The organism is Marinomonas profundimaris, from assembly GCF_000508165.1.
GTDB lineage: Bacteria > Pseudomonadota > Gammaproteobacteria > Pseudomonadales > Marinomonadaceae > Marinomonas > Marinomonas profundimaris.
This window is the reverse complement of the sequence record NZ_AYOZ01000056.1, coordinates 180,622-206,518: the sequence shown is the minus strand read 5'-3', so window position 1 is coordinate 206,518 and position 25,897 is coordinate 180,622. Positions and strand designations below refer to the sequence as shown.

Below are 25,897 nucleotides of genomic sequence, written 5' to 3'. Positions count from 1 at the left end.
TAAGTGCGACTATTGTAACCGCATAAGACAAGCAGATTAAAGTTGATAGAACGAAGTTTGCAAAACTAACTGAGGTAACTTTTATAAGTAAGGAACTCTCAAACGCAAGAAATCGCAGTTTTTACACTGCCCGCGTCTTTTCGCGAGGAAAGCATAAGGCAACGATATTGCGTTACGATACACTTGTGCTTATCAGAATACATCTGATCGAGATGAGCTGGTAGCTCATAGTAAGGCGTCTTCGACAGGGTGTCGTCGAATTATATAGAATTTCATTCTGTCTGCGCGCCCTACTTTTGTCAACACAAAGCAGGCAACACACGCATAAAAACTTGCTCTAACCCACGCTTCATGATGTTATAGCGGCATAATTTGATTAGGAGTTTTACCATGGCCAATGAGCTCAACAAACAACGTGTTATTGATGAATTTTTACGCTGCTTCCGTAAAATGCTAATGGACCCAGAGCTCGCGGGAGAATTAGTCCGTATCGCGAAAGAAAACATCAATGAACCCAATGCTTACCAACGTATTGCAGAAGAAGTGTCAAATCAAACGACATTGAAAATACAAGAAGACCATACAGAAGCAGACCGCATGTTCATCAAATTATTGATGGATGTGGTTAAAGGTGATTCTCTTCTCTATTAGTTTTCGCGGTTTCCGCTAGGCTGACCACACCGGCCTAGCATCAGACATATCGGTACTCATTTGCTTCCTTCGTTTTTATCCAGTCCAGACGAGCTAAACCAACTTGCTGATGACATAAAGTCATGGGCAATCGAGTTCGGCTTCGCTGAGGCTCGAATTGTTGAACCCGACCTTGCGCAATACAAAGATGAATTTAACCAGTGGCTAAATAATCAATATCATGCTGGCATGGATTATCTTGCTAACCACGGCGACATGCGCTTTTATCCAGAGCAATTACACCCCGGCACTCGTCGTGTTATTTCCCTTCGAATGCATTATTTACCGCAGTCAGTAGAAACAGTAGACCGACTAAAAACCAAAAATAAAGCCTATATTGCTCGTTATGCGCTAGGGCGTGATTACCATAAATTGATTCGTAAACGCCTGACCCAATTAGCCAAAAAAATTGAACAACGTGTCGGCGACCATGGTTATCGCGCCTTTGTCGACAGTGCACCCATACTAGAACGCCAAATTGCCGAACAAGCAGGCATGGGCTGGATTGGTAAAAACACCTTATTACTCACACCCAAAGCGGGCAGTTGGTTTTTGCTCGGTGAGATATTCACAAACTTACCCCTTCCCGTCGATGAACCCACCCAGACCAGACATTGCGGCAGCTGCACGGCCTGCCTAACACAGTGTCCAACCGATGCATTTGTCGAACCTTGGGTTTTGGACGCGGGAAAATGCATTTCCTATTTGACCATTGAGCATAAAGGCCCAATTCCCGTTGAACTGCGCCGTAAAATGGGCAATCGTATTTTTGGTTGTGACGACTGTCAATTGGTTTGCCCTTGGACAAAATTCGCAAAATACACCGAAGAAGAAGACTTCCAACCTCGTCATAATCTTGACTCGGCGGATCTGGTTGAATTATTTGAATGGGATGAAGAAACCTTTTTAAAGAATACCGAAGGCTCTCCGATTCGACGCACAGGCTACGAGAACTGGCGCCGAAACATTGCCGTTGCATTGGGTAACGCCCCAACCGATCACGCCACAACCTACGCACTCGAAAATGCGCTAACGCATTCATCAGACTTGGTGAAAGAGCACGTTATTTGGGCATTAGCGCAGCACAAGATCCCACGTTAAGATTAACGCTAAGACCCCGAATAGCGTAACAAACCTTCCTGAGCAGTCGATGCCACCAACTCGCCTTTTTGATTGAAAATTTGCCCACGCACAAACCCTCTTGCCGAGCTGGCTGACGGAGAATCTGCTACGTAAAGCAACCACTCATCCAAACGAAACGGACGATGGAACCAAATCGCATGATCCAGGCTGGCAATAGTCAAATACGGATTGCCAATAGACAACCCGTGAGGCATCAAGGCGGTTTCAATAAAGCCGTAATCCGTTGTGTAAGCCAACATGGACTGATGAACCAATTCATCATCTGGCAAAGGCGACACACTGCGGATCCACATATGTCGCTTGGCGATGCCTGGGCGCGGTCGAAATGGGTTCTGATTTTCCACAATCCGATATTCAATCGGTCGATCCGCCGTAAACAAACCTCTCACTTTTTCGGGTATTTCGTCTGAATGCGCTCTGAAAAGCGATAATTCAGATTTGAACGATTCTGGCCCCGGTACATTCGGCATCGCATCTTGATGATCCAACCCTGGCTCTTCTATATGAAAAGACACCGTCATCGCTAAAATGCTTTTTCCAAATTGAGAAGCAATCACACGCCGAACACTAAAACTTCCGCCGTCTCGAACCACTTCGACGTCATATTCAATCGGGTGAGATGAATCCCCAGGACGCAAAAAATAACAATGAAGAGAATGCGGAAAGCGCCCTTCGACGGTTTGTGTCGCCGCACTCAAGCCCTGCCCAATAACTTGGCCACCAAATAACTTTGGAAAACCAATGTCCTGACTGCGTCCAATAAACTGAGTATCTGAGATTCGCTCCAACTTAAGCAAATCGATTAGATGGTTAACCACGTGATTCACCACAACGCTCCTTTCATACCAGTAGATCTTCTTATTATGCCGTTTTTTACACGCCGCCTTTAATAGGAAATCTATTTATACTTAAAATAACGCCAAAATATTACTTAAATCTTTGTAGCACTTTGCTTAATAGGCGTTTTTTTGCTTTTATGGACACCTATCTTGTGGGGTATTTTTTCTTGGCTACGAGCGCTTTAATCGATCCATATGGTCGAAAAATAGATTACTTACGCATATCAGTCACTGATCGATGCGATTTTCGCTGCACCTATTGCATGGATGAAGACGTCTCGTTTTTGTCTAGAGAAGAGATTTTGTCTCTGGAAGAAATTGTTCATGTGGCAAAAACGTTTATTTCCATGGGCACAAAACGCATTCGCATCACCGGTGGTGAACCTTTAGTACGCAAAAACATACTCTGGGCGATTGAACAGATCGCCAACACCGACGGTTTAGAAGAACTCACCATTACCACCAATGGTTCACAACTCTACAAAATGGCGCAAGACTTACTCAACGCCGGCGTATCTCGAATCAACATTAGTCTCGACACCTTAAAAGCGGATCGATTTTACGCACTGACACGTCGAGATAAATTCCAGCAAGTCATTAACGGAATAGAAGCGGCCAGCCAGCTTCCTTTTAAACGACTCAAAATTAACAGCGTGATGCTTAAGAACCACAATGATGATGAGTTATATGACCTTGCTCAATTTGCCCTAGATCGCAAAATGGACATCAGTTTTATCGAAGAAATGCCTCTGGGAATTATTACTGATCACAATCGCGCAGCGACGTACTTGTCGAGTGATGATGTCATTGAAACGCTCAGCCAACATTATGACCTCACCCCCAGCAGCATGACCACCAGCGGACCAACAAGCTATTATCAGGTAGCAGGCCATGATCATAAGATCGGCGTTATTTCACCGCACAGTCATAATTTTTGCGATACCTGCAACCGAGTCAGACTCACGGTAGAAGGTCGTTTACTTTTATGTTTAGGCAATGATCATTCCAAAGATTTAAAAGACATTATTCGAAATACGTCACACGACGCAACCACATTAGAAAGCGCCATTATCGACGCATTGGCGCTGAAACCACTTCAACATCATTTTAACCTCGATGAAGCCCCGCAAATTTTACGCTTTATGAGCGCAACCGGAGGCTAATAAGGAATCTCATGGCTAAAACACCCTCTCCATTTCGACCACTAAAAATCAGCGTATTAACGGTTTCTGATACACGATCACTTGCAGAAGACACTTCTGGCGACGCTTTAGTCGACTTGCTGACCAAAGCAGGTCACACACTCAGCGGTCGTCAAATCATCAAAGACGACGTTTACCAAATGCGCGCTGTCGTATCGAATTGGATCGCAGATGAAAATACCCACGTGGTTCTGATCACAGGCGGTACGGGATTTTACAGCCGAGACAGCACACCTGAAGCAATGACACCATTATTCGATAAGACCATCGAAGGTTTTGGTGAGTTATTCCGACAAATATCGTACGACGAAATAGGCACGTCCACTATCCAGTCCCGCGCGATGGCAGGATTAGCCAACCAAACACTGATCTTTTGCTTACCGGGTTCAACTGGCGCTTGCAAAACCGCATGGAACGGTATTTTAGAAGAGCAACTTAACGCATCCCATAGACCCTGTAATTTCGTCAGTATGTTAATCGGGCCACTTGCACCGACTCAACACGAGGGATAAGCAATATGTCGACTTTGCTCGCTTTTGAAGAGGCATTACAAGAGATCAAACACAGCGCCACAGTGTGCGTAGAAACACAGACTACCGCATTATCTAATGCGCTCGGGAGAGTGCTTGCAAAAGACATTGTCGCGGATATTTCTGTACCGCCTCACGACAACAGTGCAATGGACGGCTACGCGCTCGCTTGTGATGATTGGCAAGACAGCAAACCATTTAAAATAAGCCAACGCATTCCTGCTGGACAAAAAGCAGACGCTCTGGAACCTGGTACATGTGCTCGCATTTTCACTGGTGCCACGATTCCAAATGGCGCGGATTGCGTCATTATGCAAGAAGATGCCCAACAAACCGGCGATACGGTTATTTTTACCCAGCAACCCTTCAAAGGTGACAACATTCGCCCCAAGGGACAAGACATGCAAGCGGGTCAAACCGTTGTAAAAGCGGGAGAGAAAATTACGCCTATGCACATCGGGCTCCTTTCCAGCCTTGGCTTAACAAGAATCACCGTCTACAAACCATTACGAGTGGGGATTCTTACGACCGGGGATGAGCTCGTACCGGCCGGTGAAACGCTAAAAGAAGGGCAGATTTTCAATTCCAATGGGCCCATGCTGAACGCACTGGTTACCCAAGCCGGACACCAAGTTGCGCTCTGCCTGCATGCTGTTGATACACCTGAAGCAACCGAAGACGCGCTCGAAAAGCTCATTGAATCTTGTGATGTGATTTTATCCTCTGGCGGCGTTTCCGTCGGCGAAGAAGATCACGTAAAAGACGCGTTAGAAAAGCTTGGTAAAGTGCATTTATGGAAAATTGCCATTAAACCAGGAAAACCTCTTGTTCATGCCACATTAAAAGGCATTCCTTTCTTAGGTCTACCGGGCAATCCAAGCTCCACCTTAGTCACTTACCATTGGTTTGCTCGTTTGCTACTGTCTGTTTGTTCAGGCCAGATCGCGGAATCACCTACATCTTATCTTGTTGATGCGGGCTTTAATCGCACAAAAACCATTCAGCGAGATGAGTTCATACGCGTTTCTATAGGCGATGATGGGTTAGCTTACGCCCACGCTCAACAAAGCTCTGGCGCGCTGTTAGCGGCTTGTGAAAGCCAAGGCTACCTGCATGTAAAAACAAACACTCAGATTGAATATGGTTGTTCTTATTCTTTTTATCCTTTCTCCGCTTTCTAGCGTAACCCTTTTCAAATAACTCATCTAAACTAAAAGTAGCGTCACAAACCTGTGATGCTACTTTTTCTTATTAGAAGGTAAAAAGCATGAGAGACGTTGAATGGGAAACCTCCCTTTATGACCATCAACACGCGATGATTAAGCGCCTTGACACTTTTAGAAAAAGGTCCGCCTCCATTCAATACACCAAAGATGAAATTATGGTGATTGAGCATTCCTTTCAATTGCTCGTAGCGTCCATGCTTGATCTTGCGCGATACGTTTTGAAGCATCACTATAAAACCGACATATCCTCTCGAAAAGAGGTACTCAACGCACTCGTCTTGAATAAAGACGTCACCTATGAACAGGCTGAGCAAATTAAATTTCTTGTGGTGTTACGAGATAAAATTTTGCATGACTATTTAGAAGAGAGTTTCGTGAATTTAGAAGAAGCAATGAAGCTAAGGCGCTATAGCCTTGTTGAAGTGTTAACAAAAGAATGGATTACTCGCTTATCAAGCCCAGCTTGATAAGCGTTTCAAAATCAAATCGAAGCATCTAAGAAAGCTTGTCTTAATAGCCCTCTAAACCAAACGTGTGCGGCATCGTGCTGAAAACGCTCATGCCAAATCATAGAATAATCAAACTCGCGAGTGATGAAAGGCAGCTCATGCAGTACGATTTCTGAGACAGTTTCTACCATATCTTCCGCAAATAGCCTTGGCACCGTGAGCAATAAATCACTGCCCATTACTACTCTAGCAGCCGGAACAAAGTTGGGTAAGTGCACAGATACGTGTCGCTTATGACCCATTTTATCCAGCTCTCGATCCACGGCAAAATATTCACGTCGACCCAATACCACTTGCACATGACTGGCTTTTAAATAGCTGTCCAGTGTCAAAACACCTTGAATATCTGAATGATTTTTACGTGCCAAACACACCATTTGGTCGCTTTTTAAACGCATGGCGCGAATCGCAGCAGGAGGCTCTTTTGATAAAACAGCAACCGCGACATCAATACTGCTTTGATCCAACTCCGTCACCATATCTTCATTCCAAGATTTAACATCCAGAATGGCGTCAGGAGCTTCATGACGAAATTGATCGAGGATTTTAGGCAAAACCGTCAAGGTCCCAAAGTCGGTTGTTGACAGGGTGAAACGACGTTTGCTGGTTTTCGGGTTGAATTCACTCGGCTGGATCAGACTTTCGAGCCCCTTTAACGTATCCGCCAAAAGCGGTGCTAGGCTCATTGTCTTCGAGGTTGCAGAGAGACCATGGGAAGTACGGATAAACAATGGATCATCAAACACATCTCGCAATCGAGAGAGAGAACGACTGACCGCTGGCTGGGACACACTTAGACGCGTTGCGGCTTTCGTTACATTCAGTTCTTCAATTAAAACCTGAAAAACATACAGTAAGTTTAAATCAATATCAGACAATCTTATTTCTGACAAAGTAACACCTCAGCCAAGCTTGTTATAGTTATAACAGAGAATCATAACAAGCTTTTAGAGATGACAATAGCAGTCTCTGCCATTTCGTACAAAAAACAACCAGATAACATTAATAAGAGCCGCAGACTGTGGTGCAATCAAATTAACTGAGTGCGCGAATCTCAGCGGAATTCATACCCAACAAATACAAAACCCCTTCTAAACCTAGATTATTCATCGGGCACGGCGCCTGCTTTCGCACCAACGGCTTTGCATGTAAAGCCACGCCTAAAGCGGCTTGATTCAACATTAATAAATCATTGGCTCCGTCACCACAGGCGATCGTTTGTTTCCAGTCTACACTCTGCTTCTCAACAATATCGGTTAATAAACGCTTCTTACGTTCGCCATCCACAATCGCACCAAGGTGTTTTCCAGTTAATACCCCATTTTGTATTTCTAAAACGTTAGCATGCACTTCTGTCATACCATATTCCGCCTGAACTCGATCCGCAAAATACGTAAACCCCCCCGATAAAATCGCCGTATGCCAACCATAATGATGCAGCACGGTCATTAAGGTGGATATTCCATCCATAGGCTGAATCCGGTTGTACACTCCGTCCATGACCTCGCTACTCAAGCCTTTTAGCAATGCCAACCGTTGAACGAAACTGTCAACAAAGTCAATTTCGCCACGCATGGCACTCGCCGTCACGGCAGAAATTTGCTCGCCAATACCGGCGTCGACGGCCAGCTCATCCATCACTTCTGCTTTAATCAAGGTGGAATCCATATCAAACACCGCCACGCCTGACGCATGGATGTCCAGCATAGTCGATTGATATATATGATCGATTCCGGTCTCGTCCGATAAGGTCAATAGCTCTGCGCGTAACAAAGCATCGTCTGCCATTTCGTGGTCTAACATGAACTGTACAACGATCACCAAGTCTTGATGGTCTGTCAAAGTACGAGGTTTTCCGCTCATTTCACGCTCGTCTAACCAGGCGCTGAATTGATCAAGGTATACAGGAGTAAAAGAACCCATAAGAGTAATACTGGCAGACATAAACGCTCCTAATTCAATAAGACGCCTACTATAGCAAATCGTTTTCTTTTCGCTAAGCACCTGTTCTACTTTAAAGAATTCAGAAAACGGCCGTTATGATGTATAGAGACATTTTTAACAAAGCCATGAGTGGCTCTGCGATAAGGGAAAAATAGACATAAACGGCGCTTATGATTTATAAATAAGGTTTTTAAGTCTATTTTTAACAAAGTATTGGCAAGCACGGAAGTCGTGTAAAAGTCTCGTGTATACTTTAGCCATTGTTCTACAAGTTATTCCAAAGGAAGTGAATGGACACCCAACCAAAAACGAAGACGATTAGCGCTTTCATGCGTAAAAAATTAAGCGCATCTGTCGTCACCGTTGCCACCTTTATTTCATTGATGATTCTGACTGTGTGTATTTTTTGGTACACAATGACACACGCATTGGGTAACTATCTATCACAACAAACAGAAGTGCTAGGTAGCAGTTTAGCAACTCAAGCCGCCTTCAATGCCACACAGTCTATTCTCACCAACGATTTATTAAGTTTAAACGTATTGCTCAATCGCTTGGTCGTTGATGACAATATTTTGAGTGCGAGAGTCTACAATAAAAAAGATGAGCTCCTTGCAGAAGCCGACAGCGGTAGCGCGGGAATGCAATCAGAGCAAGATTTTCGTCCCAATGATAAGCGACGTGTTTACAGTTCAAGTATAAAATTCAGAGACGAAATAGTCGGCCATGTCTTAATCACTTTGGATAAGACGCCCGCTCAAGCTACCTTACAACACCTGAATCACCTTTTAATTGGTGTCGCTATTTTTATCAGCACCATTGCGCTACTGCTCATTATATTGATAACAAAATGGCTCTTTGCCCCCATTAATGACGCGACCTCCGCTTTACTGATCTACAGTAAAAGTCGAAAAAAAGCTCCTTTGGCTACACCAATTTATAAAGAGGCAAAAGCGCTACATGATGCGGTTGCCGCAATACAAGCTTTAAAACAGCCTAAAGACGTCGTCGAAAAAACACCTAAAGCAGACCCTGAAAAAGACCTAGATACAGCGGCCGCCATTAAGAAAGCACAGTTTGAAATCAATTTTGACGCCATATTTGAAGAATCTAAACAACGCAGTTGTGTTCTCTATTTTGACATTCTCAATATAGAGAAATGGCATGAAGACATGACACCATTGCAAGTGGCCAACTTATTAACCCCTATTTACCGAGCCATTTTTCAAGCCAGCGAAGTGTATTTAGGCCAAGTCCATCAATACAAAAACGACTCCGCCGTCATACTGTTCAGCGCTCAAACCTGCGAGGATAACCTTTACCTTAACGCCGTAAGTACCGCTCAACTCTTCCTCGGCCTAATGGATAAGTTACTGGAGAATGAGCTCTATAAAGACATTCCAAAACTTAATTTTCACCTAGGGCTTCATCAAGGCAATACACTCATCACTAACATGGTAAAAGAAAATCATTTTGAGCCGCAAAAAATCGAGTCGCTATTAAGCGATGTTGATCAATTAAGACTGACAAAAAGCATTAACAAGCTGGTCATTAGTGATGACATATTTACCCTTTCTCACATACAAAATCGTGTTTTTACCAGCCTTCCAGAGATAATTGAAGATGGCGAAAAAGAAGTGTTGGCGTATGAAGTAAAAGGCATGTCTGATAAATACAAGCAGCGCATACATCAACACATAATTGATATCACCAAGCCAGAACAAGAAGAAACCACACAGTAAAAGCCAATTATTAGAAATTCAAAAAAAGACCCGTTAAAAAACGGGTCTTTTTTTATTTCGGATGTCGTAATTTAATTAATCATCGAAGCGGATAACATCGTCCAATGACAGGCCTTCCTTATCCATGATCATACGTAATTTACGCAATGCCTCTACCTGAATCTGGCGAACACGCTCACGCGTCAAACCAATTTCAGCACCGACATGTTCCAACGTACTCGCTTCATGCCCACGCAGTCCAAAGCGGCGTGTAATTACTTCACATTGTTTTTCACTCAACTCATCAAGCCACAACTCAATGCTATGCAATACATCACCATCTTGGCGATCTGCTTCTGGGCCTTGGTGAATAGTATCTGCCAGAATTTCCACTAAGCTTTTATCGTTATTCTCTCCGCCAAAGGTCGCATCAATCGAACTGACTTTTTCATTTAAGCCAAGCATCTTCTGCACATCTTCGACAGGACAATCTAGCATTTCAGCGATTTCTTCTGCGCTCGGTTCGTGATCCAGTTTCTGTGTTAACTCACGAGCCGCTCGTAAATACACATTTAGCTCTTTTACAACATGAATCGGCAAACGAATGGTTCGAGTTTGATTCATGATCGCGCGTTCTATCGTTTGTCGTATCCACCACGTCGCGTAGGTAGAAAAACGGAAACCTCGTTCTGGATCGAACTTCTCAACCGCGCGGATTAATCCAAGGTTACCCTCTTCAATAAGGTCCAGCAGCGACAGCCCTCGATTTAGATAACGACGGGATATTTTCACCACCAAACGTAGGTTACTTTCTATCATGCGCTTACGCGCCTTCTCATCACCTTTCAGTGAAAGGCGAGAAAAATACACCTCCTCTTCTGCTGTTAGCAGTGGGGAAAAGCCAATCTCACTCAAATACAGCTGAGTTACATCAAGATTGCGGCTTGTATCTGCCTCTGCATAACGAGCATTTACTGCGGATTCAAATTCTTGCTCTGCCAGCTCTTCATCTGCATAGTCATCAAGATCAAAATCTGTTGTATTTGGAACTTTTACTGATTCTTTATCCATGTTTGCCAACTTCATGACCCCTCCTTAAAACGCTAAAATCGTTTAATTTTGCTTGGGTAAAACATCTAGCGGATCGATCGGCTGACCATCACGACGAACCTCAAAGTGAAGTAACGGCCTATCATTCCCTTTGCCGCCAATAACAGCAAGAGAATCGCCTGCTCGAACATTTTGTTTTTCTTTAACTAAAATTCTTTCGTTGTACGCGTAAGCACTTAGATAAACATCGTTGTGCTTCACGATAACAAGATTCCCATATCCAATTAGCCCACTACCTGCGTAAACAACGGTTCCATCTGCAGCGGCTTTTACCAATGCTCCTTGACTAGCCTTGATGTCTATACCTTTACTACTAACACCTGTATTTGAAAACCCCCTAGCGACTTGACCATCAACAGGCCAAGCCCAATCGCCAGATATTTTTTCATTTCTCGTGTCATTTTTTGGTACCGTTTTAGCGCTTTTTGGGATGACAACAGGAGTGGGATTTGATGCTATTTTTTTGACATTTGCATCATTTTGTACTTCTTTTTCAATTGAATTATCGGCACTAACAGCGGTCGATTTCTGCGTCCCTGTAAGACGGATTTTTTGTTTCGGATAAATGATGTAAGGCGCATCAATTCGGTTTGAATCGGCAAGCTCCCGATAGTCTAAACCGTACCGAAAAGCGATAGAGAACAAGGTCTCACCGCTTTGAACACGATGTACACCTGAAGAAGGAATGGATGAAACGCTGGCATTATTTGACGCATAGGTTCCGTTGCTTTTCGCGGAATAATGCAATATTTCATAAGAGCAACCCGTCAATAAAAGACACAAAAAAATGAGTCTGCTTGTAAGCCAAGCAAACGATAAAAAATCATGACATTTAAAGGTCTGGTTAGAAATAATTTTTGTCCCTAAAATTCAATCCAAATCAATTATTACTATTTGTCGAATTTCGTAAAAATATGTAAGAAATAAGAATAACACTCAGAAAGCCTATAAAAATAAAGGCGATAGGAAGTAAGAAATCGGTCACCCAATAGAAGTTAGGATAGCCCCAAGGTAGAACTAAATGCTCTTCTAATGGCATTTTTTTATGGCCAATGACACTCCACGTATCCGTAATTTTCCATGGCCACACTTTCACTAACGCACCTAACATAACCCCAGTTAGAAACGTTAATGTCATTGAGCGAACATGACCAAGTAGGTAGTGAAGAATCTTAGAAAAACTTAATAAGCCCAGTAATGCACCCGCTGAAAAAACCAAAATCACCGCAATATCAACACTCTTTACGGCGGTTAAAATAAATCCGTACATCCCCATCATCAGTAATAAAAAACTGCCCGATATACCAGGCAATATCATCGCGCAAATAGCGATCATACCGGAGAAAAAGACCATCAATAGTGACGTATTTAATTGCGTTGGAACCAGTAATGACAGACTCGCCCCGAGTACAACACCAACAATAAGCCCGCCAAGATGTCGTACTGAAAAATCTTCAATCTGATTAATTAAGAAATAAGCAGACGCCAAAATAAGACCAAAGAAGAAGCTCCATAAATACAATGGATACACGGCCAATAGGTGCGTAATAAGGCCCGCTATCAAAAAGATACTCGTAACAATACCCGCACCCAACGGCAATAAAAAAGCCCCATCAAAATGCCGCCAGAGCGCCTTTATATCGCCTTTCATCAACAAGCTAAAACTGGTTTTATTGACGCCGCTTAACGCAGCAATTAATCGATCATAGACACCGACAATAAAAGCAATCGTGCCGCCAGAAACACCGGGCACCACGTCTGCGGCGCCCATTAATACACCACTCAAATACACTTTCAGCCATTTAGGCATGTTCCATTCCTTCTAATAAAGGGACAAAAGACGCGGCTTCTGTTCCTAAACACTTCCAACGATCCCCTTCTTTGCGCCAACAGCCAATCTGTGGGCTTGGGTGATCAATTGGCATAATCAAAATACCTTGCTGCTTAAGACAGCTGGTCAACGCCAATGGAATTTTACTCGCCATGGCGGTAATAATAACCGCGTCCATTTCTACTTTATTTGGCCAACCTGCCTGACCATCACCAAAAAGGTACTCAACATTATTAACGCCCATTGATGACAAGCGATCTTTGGCTTGTAAATGCAAAGTCTGATGACGCTCAACAGTGTGAACTTTATTAAAAAAGTGCGCCAATATTCGCGTTTGATAACCCGACCCTGTCCCAATTTCCAATACTCGACCAAGGCGAGCGTGCGTTAAAAGCCACTCACTCATACGCGCCACCGTAAGCGGCTGACTGATGGTTTGGCTTCGACCAATTGGAAGAGGCGTCGCAGAGTAGGCCAAATGTGAAAAGGCCGGTTCGACAAACTGATGCCGAGGAAGGTTACCCATTAAGGCCAACAGCTCTTCATGAGTAATGCCGTGCGCTCTAAGCTGTTGAATCATATTCGATGCTTTTGGCTCAGTGTGCGTGACTAACCAATTTAGATCATGTTGGCTCATAAGGTGACAGTGTCGGTCCATTTTTCAAGCGGAGATTTTACGTCATAACACGTCATATCCGTATGAATCGGTGTAATAGAAACATACCCGTTTTTGACCGCACAAAAGTCAGTTCCTTCCGAAGCATCATGCGGCTCAGATAAGGCACCAATCCAAAAGCTGGGTAAACCTCTAGGGTGCTGGGCTGAAATAGGAGCTTGCGCTTTGTGCCGGTACCCAAGGCGAGTAACCCGTATGCCTTTTAGTTCACTATAAGGCACATCAGGCACATTTACATTGAGTAAAATGCCCGTTGGCAACGCCAATGTATGAGCATCCGCCAATAGCCGAACAACCACTTCAGCAGCCGTCTCAAAATATCGATTTCCAACCAGAGAAACCGCCAACGCGGGTCGACCCAAATGACGAGCCTCCATCGCTGCCGCAACGGTCCCAGAATAAATAACATCGTCTCCGAGATTCGCGCCGTGATTAATCCCCGAAACAACCACATCGACGTCGCCATCTATCATTCCAGATAACGCCAAATTGACACAATCCGTTGGCGTGCCGTCGACACGATATTGATTATTCGCCACTTTTACCGGCTGCAATGGACGCGTCAAGGTTAAGGAGTTGCTCGCGCCGCTACGATTCCGATCCGGCGCAACGACTAAAATGTCATATTCTTGCTGCAATCGTTGAGCAAGCGTTTGTATACCAACTGCATCAAGGCCGTCATCGTTAGCGATCAACACTCTCATGATATTTCTCTGCTGACTTATCCGTGAAATCAATCATTTCGCGTAGAATACTGGTCGCAAAACACCCTTTTGTTAACGAGAATTCCACGATCAATTGCGCATTCTCTTCACTCTCTCTTAGCAATTCCCACGCCATGTTCATTGGCACAAGACGCGCTAAGCGGCTGTCTCTTGAGAGATCGAATGCAATGAGCGCATCCACCAACTCCATACTGTCAGAATCAGACAATGACGACTTAATAGCCGATTCACGTTGTGGCCCTGTTCCAGCTTCCCAACCGTCACTAATCAAAGGCAATACCGGGCTTATCTCACCATGCATGACTTTAAGATGCATCAAAGCACCAACCTCTTTGACACGAAATTGCTCATCTTTATGCTGAAATTGAGCAATGTCACCATCACATAAGCGCATCCACATGCCATTTTCAACTTGATCGCTCAATGCTTCATTGAAGCACCAAGAGCGAATAGCCGATAACCAAAAAGATTCTGTCTTGGCCAATTTACGGCGACTTTGCCGCCCTTTTAAGACAAAGTCTTTGCCGTGGTGCAAATTATTACCGTTTATGCCAAAGCGTTGTGGCCCATAATAATTAGGCACACCACCTTGTTTTATGAGATTTAAACGACCTTCCAGTTCGTCTAGATCCCCTGTAACCTCACGCAAACGGATCACAAAACGATTCGCCAAATGCGTGCCAGTACGAAGTTTTTTAGAATGGCGTAATTGCGCAACAATCCGTACACTTTCCGGCTCTCTAAACGCTTCTTGGATATTTGAAAAGTCCGGCTCTTGATTCAGCACATGCAAACAGAACCACTGACGAGTACAAGCATGACGGTCTTTGACACCGCTGTATGTTACTTTATTCGGCGCAATTCCAGCCATTTGAGCCAAGCGTTTTGCCAAAAAATCGGTGTTCACACCTTGCTTTTCAATAAAAACAAAAAAAAACTCGCCTTTATCATCGGGCTCGAACCCTAGCTGTTCTTCAACATAGAAGTCTTGCACATGGGTTTTCAGATCCCCTGTCACAGTAGGCTTAGACCAAGCGTATCGCCAATCGGTATTCATACATTACCTTGATTTATAAGTGCTTGATTGAATTGAGCTTGTTTGAAAATAAGCGCAACTGCTTCAACCGCAATGCCTTCTTTACGACCCGTAAAGCCAAGCTTTTCCGTCGTCGTTGCTTTCACGTTCACGGCACTAATATCTACCGCTAAATCTTCGGCTATATTTGCTCGCATCGCATCAATATAAGGCCGCATTTTAGGGGCTTCCGCAATAATAGTGACATCAACATTACCAACACAAAAACCCAGTGCTTGAATTTCTTGATAGGCACGTTTCAATAAAACTCGGCTGTCTGCACCTGCAAAAGCCACATCCGTATCAGGAAAGTGCTTTCCAATATCGCCCAGCGCAGCCGCACCTAACAAGGCGTCTGTTAACGCGTGCAACGCCACGTCACCATCTGAATGTGCAATCAGCCCGTGTGAATATGGGATTGAAACTCCACCCAAGACAATATGATCGCCTTCACCAAATTTATGTACATCAAAACCATGGCCAATACGAAACGGCATCATGATAATTACTCCTGTGCTATGAATTGCACTCACGATTTGAATTCGAACCGGTTGAATTCAAAAGATTTGTTTCTAAAAGATACGAGAAAAGCGCTTCAGCAATCAACAAGTCTTCGGGTAACGTCACCTTAATATTACTGCTTTCCCCCATAACAAGATCAGGATGCCAGCCAACATATTCCATTGCTGAACATTCGTCAGTGACCGCCATTCCATCATGCTCCGCTTTTTCCAATGCGTTTAGCAGCGCTTTCTGGGGGAATTTTTGCGGTGTTTGAGCCAACCAAATGACGCGTCGATCCAATGTCGATTCCACCAACGCCTTATCCGCGAGCTGTCGTTTTACTGTGTCTTTCACCGGCATCGCTAAAATTGAACCTTGTGCAGATCGATGTGTAATGATTCGGTCTAATGCGGCACGGGTTAATAAAGGGCGAGCGGCATCATGAACTAAAACGTCATGTTGCTCGCTATCGAGTATTTTGGACAAACTACGCAAGCCTTTTTGAACCGTATCACTGCGCTCTTTTCCGCCCACAAAAATACGAACGTCTTCATGATCGTACCATTTGGAGTCAGGCCAATACGCATCGCCCTCCCCAATACCAATCAACACACCACACACTAGCGGATGTGATATAAAAATTTCGATGGTGCGATCTAAAATGGTTTGGCCAGCCAGAGACAAATACTGTTTAGGACACTTTGCTTGCATACGCTGACCCACGCCAGCGGCGGGAATAATCACCCACAAAGGCTGAATCATTTTTTATTCACCATTCGGTAAAAAACTTCACCGTCTTTTATATATTGAAGCTCCGTTCGAACATGCTCTTCCACCGCTTCTTCACCCAATCGAAGATCGTGAACTTGCGCTCTCAGCGCTTGGTTACGGTGTTTTAAACGCAGGTTAATACGTTCTTGATAAGCAATTTGTTTTGCCAATTCTTCTTGGCGCTTAACGCCCTGCTCACCAAAGTACAGATGATAGGATTGATAGCCAATGGCACAGACAAAAAAGACCAATAACAAACGCGCCATAACACCCTCAATGACCGAAGAAAAATACACTCCCTATTATCAAAGGAAATGAATAAAAAAAACATAAAAAAAGGGAGAACTAAGTTCTCCCTTTTTTAAATCAAGGCAAAATTATGCCTGACCTTTGATCTCAGAAAGACCTTTATATGGCGCTTTACCACCAAGTTGCTCTTCAATTCGTAGCAATTGGTTGTATTTAGCAACACGGTCAGAACGGCACAAAGAACCCGTTTTGATTTGACCCGCCGCCGTACCAACCGCAAGATCGGCAATCGTCGCATCTTCTGTTTCACCAGAACGGTGAGAAATAACAACCGTAAAACCAGCGTCTTTGGCCATTTTAATCGCCGCTAACGTTTCGGTTAAAGAACCGATTTGGTTAAACTTGATTAAAATTGAGTTCGCAATACCATTGTCGATACCACGCTTAAGAATCTTAGTGTTGGTTACGAACAGATCGTCACCCACTAATTGAATTTTATCGCCCATTAGTTTTGTCTGGTGTGCGAAACCATCCCAGTCAGACTCGTCAAGACCATCTTCGATAGAAACGATTGGGTATTGCTTCGTTAGATCTTGCAAGAAAAGGTTGAACTCTTCTGAAGTGAATTTCTTACCTTCACCTTTAAGATCGTAAATGTTGGCTTCTTTGTCGTAGAACTCAGACGCCGCACAATCCATCGCCAATGTGATGTCTTTACCTAGTTCATAACCAGCCGCGGCAACCGCTTCTTTAATAACCGCCAGTGCTTCGGCATTAGAAGACAAATCGGGTGCAAAACCACCTTCATCACCAACCGCAGTACTTAGACCACGATCGCTCAATACTTTTTTCAGCGCATGAAATATCTCAGCGCCGTAACGTAATGCTTCACGGAAGTTTGGCGCACCAACAGGCTGAATCATGAATTCTTGAATATCAACGTTGTTGTCTGCATGCTCGCCACCATTGATGATGTTCATCATTGGTACAGGCATAGAATAAACGCCTGGCGTTCCGTTAATGTCTGCAATGTGAGCATACAATGGAACTTTCTTAGAAATCGCTGCCGCTTTCGCCGCTGCCAAAGAAACCGCCAAAATAGCGTTCGCGCCAAACGTAGATTTATTTTCAGTGCCATCAAGATCAATCATGATTTGATCAAGTTCGCCTTGAGCAAGCGCACTTTTGCCGATCAAAGCATCACGGATTGGACCATTTACAGCCGCAACCGCTTTTAATACACCTTTGCCTAAATAGCGACTTTTGTCGCCATCACGCAATTCTAAAGCTTCACGAGAACCGGTAGAGGCACCAGACGGTGCACACGCTGAACCTACAGAGCCGTCGGCCAAAATAACATCAGCTTCAACGGTAGGGTTACCACGAGAATCAAGAACTTCTCTGGCTTTGATATCAACGATCTGACTCATAACAAACCTCTTAAAATAAATGAAAAATCACAAACTGCCTGTTTGCTCTACTTATTTTTCTTTTCCTGCGTATTTCAATGCCGCATGAACAAAAGCACTGAACAGGCCGTGTCCATATCTCGGTGTTGAAGTGAACTCAGGGTGGAACTGACAAGCAACAAACCATGGGTGATCCGCAATTTCTATCATCTCAACCAAAGAATTGTCTTCTGAACGACCTGAAATCGTCAGACCTGCTTTTTCTAACCCTTCAACATAAAAGTTGTTCACTTCATAACGATGACGATGACGTTCGGTAATCACCGCTTTGCCGTAAGCACTGATGGCTTTCGTGCCTTCAGTAAGATTACAGTTCTGCGCGCCAAGACGCATCGTGCCACCTAGATCGGATTCCTCTGACCGGATTTCCTTGGAACCCTCTGCATTGGTCCATTCTGTAATCAGACCAACGACTGGGTTCTCTGCTTTTAAATTAAACTCGGTACTGTGAGCACCGGCTAACTTTGCTACATTACGAGCAAATTCGATAACCGCTACCTGCATGCCCAAACAAATACCTAAATAAGGCACTTTGTTTTCACGAGCATACTGAGCCGTTAATATTTTACCTTCTACACCACGCTCTCCAAAACCACCAGGAACCAATATCGCGTCCATTCCTTTTAGCGCTTCGGTGCCATTTTCTTCGATACTTTCAGAATCGATGTAATGCAGTTTTACTTTTGTGCGCGCATGAATACCAGCGTGATCCATGGCTTCAATCAAGGATTTATACGCATCCAACAACTCCATGTATTTACCAACCATGGCGATGTTAACTTGCTTTTCTGGATTCAATTTAGCTTGAGTAACTTTATTCCAAATTTCTAAATCTGGCATATCGCAGTCTAAATTAAAGTATTCAACGATCAAGCTGTCTAAACCTTGGTCGTTCAACATTTGTGGAATGCGGTAAATGGTGTCTGCATCAGGAAGTGAAATAACCGCGCGCTCTTCAACGCTGGTAAACAACGCTATTTTCTTACGTTCTGGCGCTTCAATAGACACCTCAGAACGACAAACAAGAATGTCTGGCTGAATACCAATTGAACGAAGTTCTTTAACAGAATGCTGAGTTGGCTTAGTTTTGGTTTCACCGGCAGTGCGAATATAAGGCACAAGCGTCAAATGCATAAACAACGCACGACGTGGACCAAGCTCTACTTTTAACTGACGAACGGCTTCTAAGAAAGGTTGCGACTCGATGTCACCAACGGTACCGCCGATTTCAACCAACGCGACATCGGCACCTTCGGCACCAGAAAGAACACGGCGTTTGATTTCATCGGTAATATGAGGAATAACCTGAACAGTGCCACCTAGGTATTCACCACGACGTTCTTTTTTAAGAACATGCTGATAAACACGACCACTGGTGAAGTTGTTGCGCTTGCCCATTTTAGTGGAGATGAAACGCTCGTAATGGCCAAGATCGAGATCCGTTTCGGCGCCGTCTTCAGTAACATAGACTTCACCGTGCTGGAAAGGACTCATGGTGCCAGGATCCACGTTGATGTAGGGATCTAGCTTTAGCATGGTGACTTTTAGACCACGAGATTCTAGGATGGCCGCCAGAGATGCGGCTGCCAAGCCTTTACCAAGAGATGAAACTACACCGCCTGTAACGAAGATATATCGTGTCGCCATGAGTGTTTAACCCGCCTTAAAATATGAAAATATGAGATTTGAACACGCATATAAATGCGCCTTCTAGACGGGAGAAAATAATACCATCGGAAGCCCTTTCACTCAATGTAAAACACAGTTGTTTTGCGTTGAGTGAAAGATTTGAATCTGGGCAATATGAAGCGCATTAACACACGACTACAAGTCCAATTCTAAGATGGGTGATTTCGATCGCGAACAACAGGGCATAAACCACTTTCCTTGCGCTTTTTCCTTGTCCGTCAAAAAGACATCTCGATGATCTGGAATTCCTTCAATCAAACCCGTTTGACAGGTTCCACACACGCCAGATTCGCAAGAAACAGCGACAAAAACACCGTTTCTATCTAACACCTCAAAAACACTTTCATCCGCCGCCACATCATACAGCGCGCCCGAGCTGCGAACTTTTACTTGGAAAGCCGAATTTTCAGTGATGGCTTCATCAAGTGCTGGAGCCGAAAAAAATTCACGGTGCAAACGATCTTCCGGCCAACCAAGCATTTTTGCTTGTTGCAAAACATCATGGATAAACGCGGCCGGCCCACAAATGTACAGCTCAGAATCAAAAGTATGTCGAGACAAGACATTCACTACATCCATGCGACCAGAGCCCGGCACTTGGCTATAATGAAAATGCATATTGGTTGAAAAGGAGGCGTCGTTCAACGCCGATGAAAATGCCGCGGTTTCGGGTGATTTTGCACAATAATGAAATTCAAACGGGCGCCCCATTTTTTGTAATTGTTGTGCCATTGGCAACATTGGCGTGACCCCAATACCACCTGCAACCAACAGACTTTTACGCTTATTATCCACCAAGGAAAAATGATTTTTCGGCGCACTAATAGATACTGCATCGCCGATTTTTAATTGATGAATTTCCGCCGAGCCGCCTCTTGATTGAGGGTCTTTTAATACGGCAATTTCATAATACTGAGCATCAACCTGCAGTCGGCATAATGAATACTGGCGAATCAAACCGCTGGGCAGATGCACATCAATATGCGCGCCCGCTTCAAACGTGGGTAAAGCGGAACCGTCTGCGCTCCCTAGCACCAAACGAACAACATCTTGCGCTTCCGTTACAACATTTCTAACCAATACAGATATCATCTGGCTCTCCTAACATCTTATTTTTTTGGAGCGAGAGAACCGTAAAAGCCACTCTCTGACCTGCACCAAAATCCATTAAAAGGATATCGTTTGAAGAGGCGCTACCGCCTTAGGTGATGACACGCCAATCTGCTCTTTGGCAATTATTCTATCGATGATTCGACGCGATTGAACGCCACCAGCGTCAATATCCAACTTCAATAAATCATAGTCGGGAAACGCCAAAAGATTATCTTGTTGTCGCTCAAGCACCTCCAGATCTTCCGAGAAAATCTTGCCCTGCCCTTCTCGAATCGCATCAGTTAATGCTTGATCTTCTGGTTTGAAATTACGCGCCATTCCCCAGAAATACCAAATCGACGTTTCTGTTTCTGGGGTAATAAAATCCACCACAGTACTGCTGGCTTTTTTATCGGCTGGGGCATCAAAACCACCGTTTCCTGCGTGAGCAACGCCAACATCAATCATCACATGAGAAGGCGGTGTGAATCGACATATCTGCCAGCGATCCACCGGAACATCATCTGCCAGACCATTACCTCGAAGCGCAGCCTGCCAAAATGGCGGCGCCATAATATTTTCCATGTAGCGGCTCGTTAATACCTGATCCCCTTCCACCTTGGTCGAAACCGGCGATTCGTCTATTTCTTTCTGACCAATACTGCTCGCATGAACGTACGTTTCATGAGTCAAATCCATGAGGTTATCGACCATCAAACGGTAATCACAGTTGATATGATACAAGCCACCGCCATAAGCCCACTCTGGGTTTATCGCCCATTCTAAATGAGGAATCAAGGCTTTATCGGCTTGAGATTGATCGCCAGGCCACACCCAAATGAAACCGTAGCGCTCTTCTACCGCGTAGGACTTCATACAAGGAAAGCCCTTTACACGCTGCAATGGCATTGCTTTGGTGTTTCCATCCGCGCCCATTTTCAAACCATGATAGCCACAAACCAACAACCCTTCTTCCACATACCCTAAAGACAACGCCGCGCCACGGTGAGGACAAAAATCCAATACCGCTGCGATTTGATCTTCTTGGGAGCGATAAAAGGCAATACTTTCACCGCAGATTTTACGACCAAGAGGTTTGCTGCCCGCCACCTCTTCCGACATCGCTGCCACATACCACGTGTTTTTTGGGTAAGTTTGCTGACTCATAACCACTCTCCTACTTTTATTTTTATTCTTTCTTAATTGGATCCAATATATCGACATATTCGTAAAAAACAACATAGTTATACCTAAATTGGATCCATTTAATTAATTATGAATAGCGCCATAGCGCTAAGCAGTTGAAAAATCGATACATTCAAATTGGATCCAATCGTTACTTTTTTAATTCTGTTTACGCTATGATGACTTTTTAAAAAATAAGACAGAGGCAAGCGCAATGAACAAACCAGGGCAGCAAGTTATTGGTCGACTGCGACAAATGATTTTGTCTGGCGAATTGGCCTCCGGACAACGCCTTGCTGAAATCCCAACCTCAGAACAGCTGGGCGTTTCTCGTACTCCGGTGCGTATTGCCTTTCGAACGTTAGAACAAGAAGGCTTGCTGACCAAATTATCGGGGCGTGGTTACATCGTCCGACAAGTCACACAACTTGAAATCAGCGGCTCGATTGAAGTTCGAGGCGTATTAGAAGGTTTAGCGGCAAGGCAAGCCGCCGAGAACACACTAACAACAGAGCAAACAGAAGAACTGATTGCTCTGTTAAAGCAAGGCGATGCGTTATTCGAAAACGGCAATATTGACGAACATGATCTGACCCAATACCACGATATAAACCAGCGTTTTCATCAAATTATTATAGAAGCGAGCCAGAATCCCGCCATTGCCGAAGCGCTAAGCCGCAATGAACACCTGCCTTTTGCGTCTGTTAACGCACTCGCCTTTGATCGTAATAATTTGAAACAAGAATACCGACGCTTTAATTTTGCCCACATGCAACATCACGCTGTATTTGATGCGATAAGCAAAGGACAAGGCAGCCGAGCTGAAGCCATCATGCGGGAACACGCGAATGCCACTCTCGGTTACGCAAAGGTCTTCTCTCAGATGGAAGAAAGTGGCGAAAAAATGCAGGTTATTAACACCAAAAACTCGCCCACCAATCTCACCCAATAGGAAAGTCAATGATCCAGTTCAATGTCGATGATAGCTATAGAAATTCGGCCGATGTTCAACAAGCCTTGATAAAAATCCAAACCGCTCTCGACAAACGGGAACGCACGCTCATTGGTTTAACAGGCGGGCCGGGATCGGGGAAAAGCACGTTAGCCGACCATTTAATGTCTCATTTTTCAGATCAACCAAACGCACAGATTGTTTGCCTTTCAATGGACGGATTCCACCTTTCAAAAGCACAACTTCAAGCTTTACCGAATGCGGAAGAAGCCTTTGCAAGACGAGGGGCGCCATGGACATTTGATAGCGCGGCCTTTGTTGAGCGCGTTGAAAAAATTAAGCAAAGTTATCAGAAAGAAAATGTTTTGTGGCCAAGCTTTGATCATTCATTGGGGGATCCAATTGAAGGCGACCTAACGATCAACAAAGACGCAAACGTCGTGTTAGTGGAAGGCTTGTACTTGCTGCATCAGCAAGACGGCTGGCAAGCATCTAAAGACTTGTTTGATGAGCATTGGTTCTTAGACATTCCTCTGGACATTGCCATTGAACGGTTAGCCCAAAGACACATGAAGGCTTGGGGCTTTAGTCATGAGCAGGCCATGGACAGAATTCATCAAAGTGACGGGCTCAACGCAAAATTGGTCGCCAGTTATCAACATCAAGCGGATTGGTTATTAAAGGTCTAGTACGTTTCTAGACCGGTTATTTATACCTTCTGTGCCGCAATGGCTTCTGCGCTTCTTTCAAACGTGAGGTTGATGCGAAGAAACATACCTTGAATTGCCTCAAGTTGATTGGACTCACCAACCAAACTAGAGAGTTCGTCATAGAGCGCCTTACTCGCATTTTCAAAGCGTGGGTCATGCTTACCCTTACTCGCCGACAGAAACGCCTTTGCCAATGATCGTTGCCAAACGTCTAATGACGTCGGCCTTTTTCCCGCCATACTCTCACAGATAGAATGCAAACGAATGGATACATGACCGAGATTCAGCGCCGTCAACGCGAGATCTGTAATTGCACGCGATTTAGAACCTTGATCGTAGTTGGTTAAGCGTAATAAACGATCGGCCATACGTCGGTTATACCAAGCGGCAGGAGAGGACTGTTGGTTCATTTCCAATAGATCTTGATACGTGGTTTTGAAAATACGATGCACCAATAACTGAACACTTGGCCCCGTAATTAAGTGAAACACCCAAAACAAAATACACACGCCAGTAAAGATCGCCATGGCGGAACTCAAGGTTGTATCAATGGAAAAAGCGCGACTCATATCTCGACTCGGACTGACAAGAATCGAAAAGGGAATACAAAACCCCAAACCATAAGGCAAGGTCTGACGGTCAAACAGCAACAATAATCCAATAAAATACGGTCCGGCCAACACCAGTAATAAAATCTCTAGCTGTCCCGTACTTTGTGATAACAAATTTAAAGCAAAGAATAGAGCGACAACGGTCGCCACGATCACGCCGATAAGCAGACGTTTCAACACAACTTTCAATACCATCAACGGCAGTCTTGCCAACATAATCGAGAAAATCACCGGCAAAATCATGATCATCAACGCAGCGCTAGAACCCGTTCCAACCCAAATACAAGCGCCAATCAAGAACACAACGCTGGTACGAAGACCAATAGCCAATCCGGCCAAAGGGTCGCGATACGACATCATGCTGGGTGCATTCAACAAGGTGCTATCGCGTTCTTCTAAGGCCTTGTAAGCTCGCAGTAAAACCGTCAAATCAGCCGTAATGTCTGCGCCAACGTTCAACATATGCGAGTCAAAAGGGGCGTCAATGTTATTATTTGCTCGATATTCCGCCAGATCTCGACGCAGTATTTTCACTTGTTCTAAGCAGTAATCAAAATCGCTGGACTCGGCAATACGGATAAATGCGGCGCGTAATTGATCAAGCAACTGGGTCAAAGCTGGTGTCATTAATTCAGAATGCCGGCGTTGCAAACGACCAAAAATCTGCACCAACGCCAGCAAAGACAATACCTTTTGGCATAACTGATTTGCAGCACGAGAGCGCCCAGGCCCTTTTGGTCCTTCGTAAGTCACGGCACTCGAATCTTCACTCACTATGCCGAGTGTCGCCATAATGCCGTCAATCTGCTTATGACGCGCTTCGTGTGAACCCGCGGTGTCCAGCTCGGTTACCAAATAGTGTAGTGTCTGATTAATTACCGATTGCGATTGTTTTTGCAGGCTATCTTTGACTTTTACGGGCCAAAATAAATGACTGACAATACCCGCACAGATAGAGCCAATAATGATTTCGCTCACTCGGGCCTGCGCAACATCAAACACGGCCTGACTGCTGGCAGTAGAAGGGCTCGCCATCACCAGCAACACAATAATTTCTGATGTCACCGCCGCCATGGCAAACGCATACACAAAATTGGCTTGGCGCACCATGGCTGACAAGGCGGAATTCAACCCCAGCCATAATGTTAATACGCCTAACGCGACATAAGGATAAGAGGCAAACTGAGTAAGTAAAAATATACCAAACAGGCCACCGATAATCGTACCAACGATTTGGCAAATGGCTTTTTCAACCACCAAACCACTTTCAGGACGCATTTGTAAAAAAATAGCAGAGACCAGCGCCCAATAAGGTCGATCCAGATTCAACGCGAGCGCGACCGTTAACGCCATTGCCATGGCAATCACGCCCTTTAGTGCAAAAATAACCGCCTGTTTTTCAGGATAAAACAGGTTACGAAATACGATTTCCAACGCGCTCTCC

26 protein-coding genes are annotated in these 25,897 nt (G+C 44.5%); 9 read left to right on the top strand and 17 right to left on the bottom strand.

Going from position 1 to position 25,897, the window contains the following annotated elements; all coding sequences use genetic code 11:
• The first annotated feature begins 390 nt into the window (after positions 1 to 390).
• Both D104_RS34225 and queG read left to right on the top strand, forming a co-directional pair.
• Positions 391 to 651: a hypothetical protein gene (locus D104_RS34225; RefSeq protein WP_024025190.1), complete on the top strand. Its 261-nt coding sequence runs from the start codon at positions 391 to 393 to the stop codon at positions 649 to 651.
• Positions 652 to 711: 60 nt separating this feature from the next.
• A complete protein-coding gene (gene queG / locus D104_RS34220; protein WP_024025189.1) occupies positions 712 to 1,791 on the top strand; it encodes a tRNA epoxyqueuosine(34) reductase QueG in 1,080 nt (359 codons plus the stop codon).
• A gap of 8 nt (positions 1,792 to 1,799) precedes the next feature.
• On the opposite strand, the gene D104_RS34215 is transcribed toward queG, so the two are convergent.
• Positions 1,800 to 2,660 carry an acyl-CoA thioesterase gene (locus D104_RS34215; RefSeq protein ID WP_024025188.1) on the bottom strand — a complete coding sequence of 287 codons (861 nt, stop codon included), beginning with the start codon at positions 2,658 to 2,660 and terminating at the stop codon, positions 1,800 to 1,802.
• A 149-nt stretch (positions 2,661 to 2,809) separates the two neighbouring features.
• Between D104_RS34215 and moaA the strand changes: the two genes are divergently transcribed.
• The 4 genes from moaA (at position 2,810) to D104_RS34195 (ending at position 6,097) form a co-directional block, all read left to right on the top strand.
• Positions 2,810 to 3,835: a GTP 3',8-cyclase MoaA gene (gene moaA / locus D104_RS34210; RefSeq protein ID WP_024025187.1), complete on the top strand. Its 1,026-nt coding sequence runs from the start codon at positions 2,810 to 2,812 to the stop codon at positions 3,833 to 3,835.
• An 11-nt stretch (positions 3,836 to 3,846) separates the two neighbouring features.
• The gene (gene moaB / locus D104_RS34205; RefSeq protein WP_024025186.1) at positions 3,847 to 4,386 is read left to right on the top strand and encodes a molybdenum cofactor biosynthesis protein B; all 540 of its coding nucleotides are present in this window, start codon (positions 3,847 to 3,849) and stop codon (positions 4,384 to 4,386) included.
• 5 nt (positions 4,387 to 4,391) lie between these two features.
• On the top strand, positions 4,392 to 5,585 hold the full coding sequence (locus D104_RS34200) for a molybdopterin molybdotransferase MoeA (RefSeq protein ID WP_024025185.1): 1,194 nt from the start codon (positions 4,392 to 4,394) through the stop codon (positions 5,583 to 5,585).
• A gap of 86 nt (positions 5,586 to 5,671) precedes the next feature.
• Complete coding sequence (locus D104_RS34195; protein WP_024025184.1) at positions 5,672 to 6,097, top strand: hypothetical protein; 426 nt, start codon at positions 5,672 to 5,674, stop codon at positions 6,095 to 6,097.
• Positions 6,098 to 6,111: 14 nt separating this feature from the next.
• Here the strand turns inward: D104_RS34195 and D104_RS34190 are convergent, their stop codons facing one another.
• Complete coding sequence (locus tag D104_RS34190; RefSeq protein WP_024025183.1) at positions 6,112 to 7,032, bottom strand: LysR family transcriptional regulator; 921 nt, start codon at positions 7,030 to 7,032, stop codon at positions 6,112 to 6,114.
• A gap of 142 nt (positions 7,033 to 7,174) precedes the next feature.
• Positions 7,175 to 8,083 carry a phosphoserine phosphatase SerB gene (serB, locus tag D104_RS34185; protein WP_024025182.1) on the bottom strand — a complete coding sequence of 303 codons (909 nt, stop codon included), beginning with the start codon at positions 8,081 to 8,083 and terminating at the stop codon, positions 7,175 to 7,177.
• 290 nt (positions 8,084 to 8,373) lie between these two features.
• On the opposite strand from serB, the gene D104_RS34180 reads away from it, so the two are divergent.
• Entirely contained in the window at positions 8,374 to 9,825 is a 1,452-nt protein-coding gene (locus D104_RS34180; protein WP_024025181.1) for an AhpA/YtjB family protein, read from the top strand.
• Between the two features lie 75 nt (positions 9,826 to 9,900).
• On the opposite strand, the gene rpoS is transcribed toward D104_RS34180, so the two are convergent.
• The 13 genes from rpoS to D104_RS34115 form a co-directional block, all read right to left on the bottom strand.
• Positions 9,901 to 10,890, bottom strand: coding sequence for an RNA polymerase sigma factor RpoS (rpoS, locus tag D104_RS34175; RefSeq protein ID WP_024025180.1), 990 nt, complete (start codon positions 10,888 to 10,890; stop codon positions 9,901 to 9,903).
• Between the two features lie 27 nt (positions 10,891 to 10,917).
• The gene (locus D104_RS34170; RefSeq protein ID WP_235075957.1) at positions 10,918 to 11,685 is read right to left on the bottom strand and encodes a peptidoglycan DD-metalloendopeptidase family protein; all 768 of its coding nucleotides are present in this window, start codon (positions 11,683 to 11,685) and stop codon (positions 10,918 to 10,920) included.
• A 109-nt stretch (positions 11,686 to 11,794) separates the two neighbouring features.
• Positions 11,795 to 12,724 (bottom strand): DUF368 domain-containing protein, encoded by a 930-nt coding sequence (locus tag D104_RS34165; protein ID WP_024025178.1) that lies wholly within the window; start codon positions 12,722 to 12,724, stop codon positions 11,795 to 11,797.
• Positions 12,717 to 13,382: a protein-L-isoaspartate(D-aspartate) O-methyltransferase gene (locus tag D104_RS34160; RefSeq protein WP_024025177.1), complete on the bottom strand. Its 666-nt coding sequence runs from the start codon at positions 13,380 to 13,382 to the stop codon at positions 12,717 to 12,719. The genes D104_RS34165 and D104_RS34160 overlap by 8 nt, the downstream gene beginning before the upstream one ends.
• Positions 13,379 to 14,125 carry a 5'/3'-nucleotidase SurE gene (gene surE / locus D104_RS34155; RefSeq protein ID WP_024025176.1) on the bottom strand — a complete coding sequence of 249 codons (747 nt, stop codon included), beginning with the start codon at positions 14,123 to 14,125 and terminating at the stop codon, positions 13,379 to 13,381. The genes D104_RS34160 and surE overlap by 4 nt, the downstream gene beginning before the upstream one ends.
• A complete protein-coding gene (gene truD / locus D104_RS34150; protein WP_024025175.1) occupies positions 14,106 to 15,203 on the bottom strand; it encodes a tRNA pseudouridine(13) synthase TruD in 1,098 nt (365 codons plus the stop codon). Before truD ends, surE begins: the two co-directional genes overlap by 20 nt.
• A complete protein-coding gene (gene ispF / locus D104_RS34145; RefSeq protein WP_024025174.1) occupies positions 15,200 to 15,721 on the bottom strand; it encodes a 2-C-methyl-D-erythritol 2,4-cyclodiphosphate synthase in 522 nt (173 codons plus the stop codon). Before ispF ends, truD begins: the two co-directional genes overlap by 4 nt.
• 16 nt (positions 15,722 to 15,737) lie before the next feature.
• Entirely contained in the window at positions 15,738 to 16,487 is a 750-nt protein-coding gene (gene ispD / locus D104_RS34140; protein WP_024025173.1) for a 2-C-methyl-D-erythritol 4-phosphate cytidylyltransferase, read from the bottom strand.
• Positions 16,484 to 16,762 (bottom strand): FtsB family cell division protein, encoded by a 279-nt coding sequence (locus D104_RS34135; protein WP_024025172.1) that lies wholly within the window; start codon positions 16,760 to 16,762, stop codon positions 16,484 to 16,486. Before D104_RS34135 ends, ispD begins: the two co-directional genes overlap by 4 nt.
• Positions 16,763 to 16,873: 111 nt before the next feature.
• Positions 16,874 to 18,175, bottom strand: a complete 1,302-nt coding sequence (eno, locus tag D104_RS34130; RefSeq protein WP_024025171.1) for a phosphopyruvate hydratase — start codon at positions 18,173 to 18,175, stop codon at positions 16,874 to 16,876.
• A gap of 51 nt (positions 18,176 to 18,226) precedes the next feature.
• The gene (locus tag D104_RS34125; RefSeq protein WP_024025170.1) at positions 18,227 to 19,861 is read right to left on the bottom strand and encodes a CTP synthase; all 1,635 of its coding nucleotides are present in this window, start codon (positions 19,859 to 19,861) and stop codon (positions 18,227 to 18,229) included.
• 177 nt (positions 19,862 to 20,038) lie between these two features.
• Positions 20,039 to 20,995 (bottom strand): PDR/VanB family oxidoreductase, encoded by a 957-nt coding sequence (locus D104_RS34120; RefSeq protein WP_024025169.1) that lies wholly within the window; start codon positions 20,993 to 20,995, stop codon positions 20,039 to 20,041.
• A gap of 75 nt (positions 20,996 to 21,070) precedes the next feature.
• Entirely contained in the window at positions 21,071 to 22,162 is a 1,092-nt protein-coding gene (locus tag D104_RS34115; protein WP_024025168.1) for an aromatic ring-hydroxylating dioxygenase subunit alpha, read from the bottom strand.
• A 232-nt stretch (positions 22,163 to 22,394) separates the two neighbouring features.
• Here D104_RS34115 and D104_RS34110 point away from each other — a divergent pair, with 232 nt between their 5' ends.
• A complete protein-coding gene (locus tag D104_RS34110) occupies positions 22,395 to 23,132 on the top strand; it encodes a GntR family transcriptional regulator (protein ID WP_024025167.1) in 738 nt (245 codons plus the stop codon).
• An 8-nt stretch (positions 23,133 to 23,140) separates the two neighbouring features.
• Positions 23,141 to 23,821, top strand: a complete 681-nt coding sequence (locus D104_RS34105; protein WP_024025166.1) for a nucleoside/nucleotide kinase family protein — start codon at positions 23,141 to 23,143, stop codon at positions 23,819 to 23,821.
• Positions 23,822 to 23,841: 20 nt separating this feature from the next.
• Here D104_RS34105 and D104_RS34100 read toward each other — a convergent pair whose 3' ends face one another.
• The gene (locus D104_RS34100) at positions 23,842 to 25,887 is read right to left on the bottom strand and encodes an FUSC family protein (RefSeq protein WP_024025165.1); all 2,046 of its coding nucleotides are present in this window, start codon (positions 25,885 to 25,887) and stop codon (positions 23,842 to 23,844) included.
• Positions 25,888 to 25,897 lie beyond the last annotated feature (10 nt).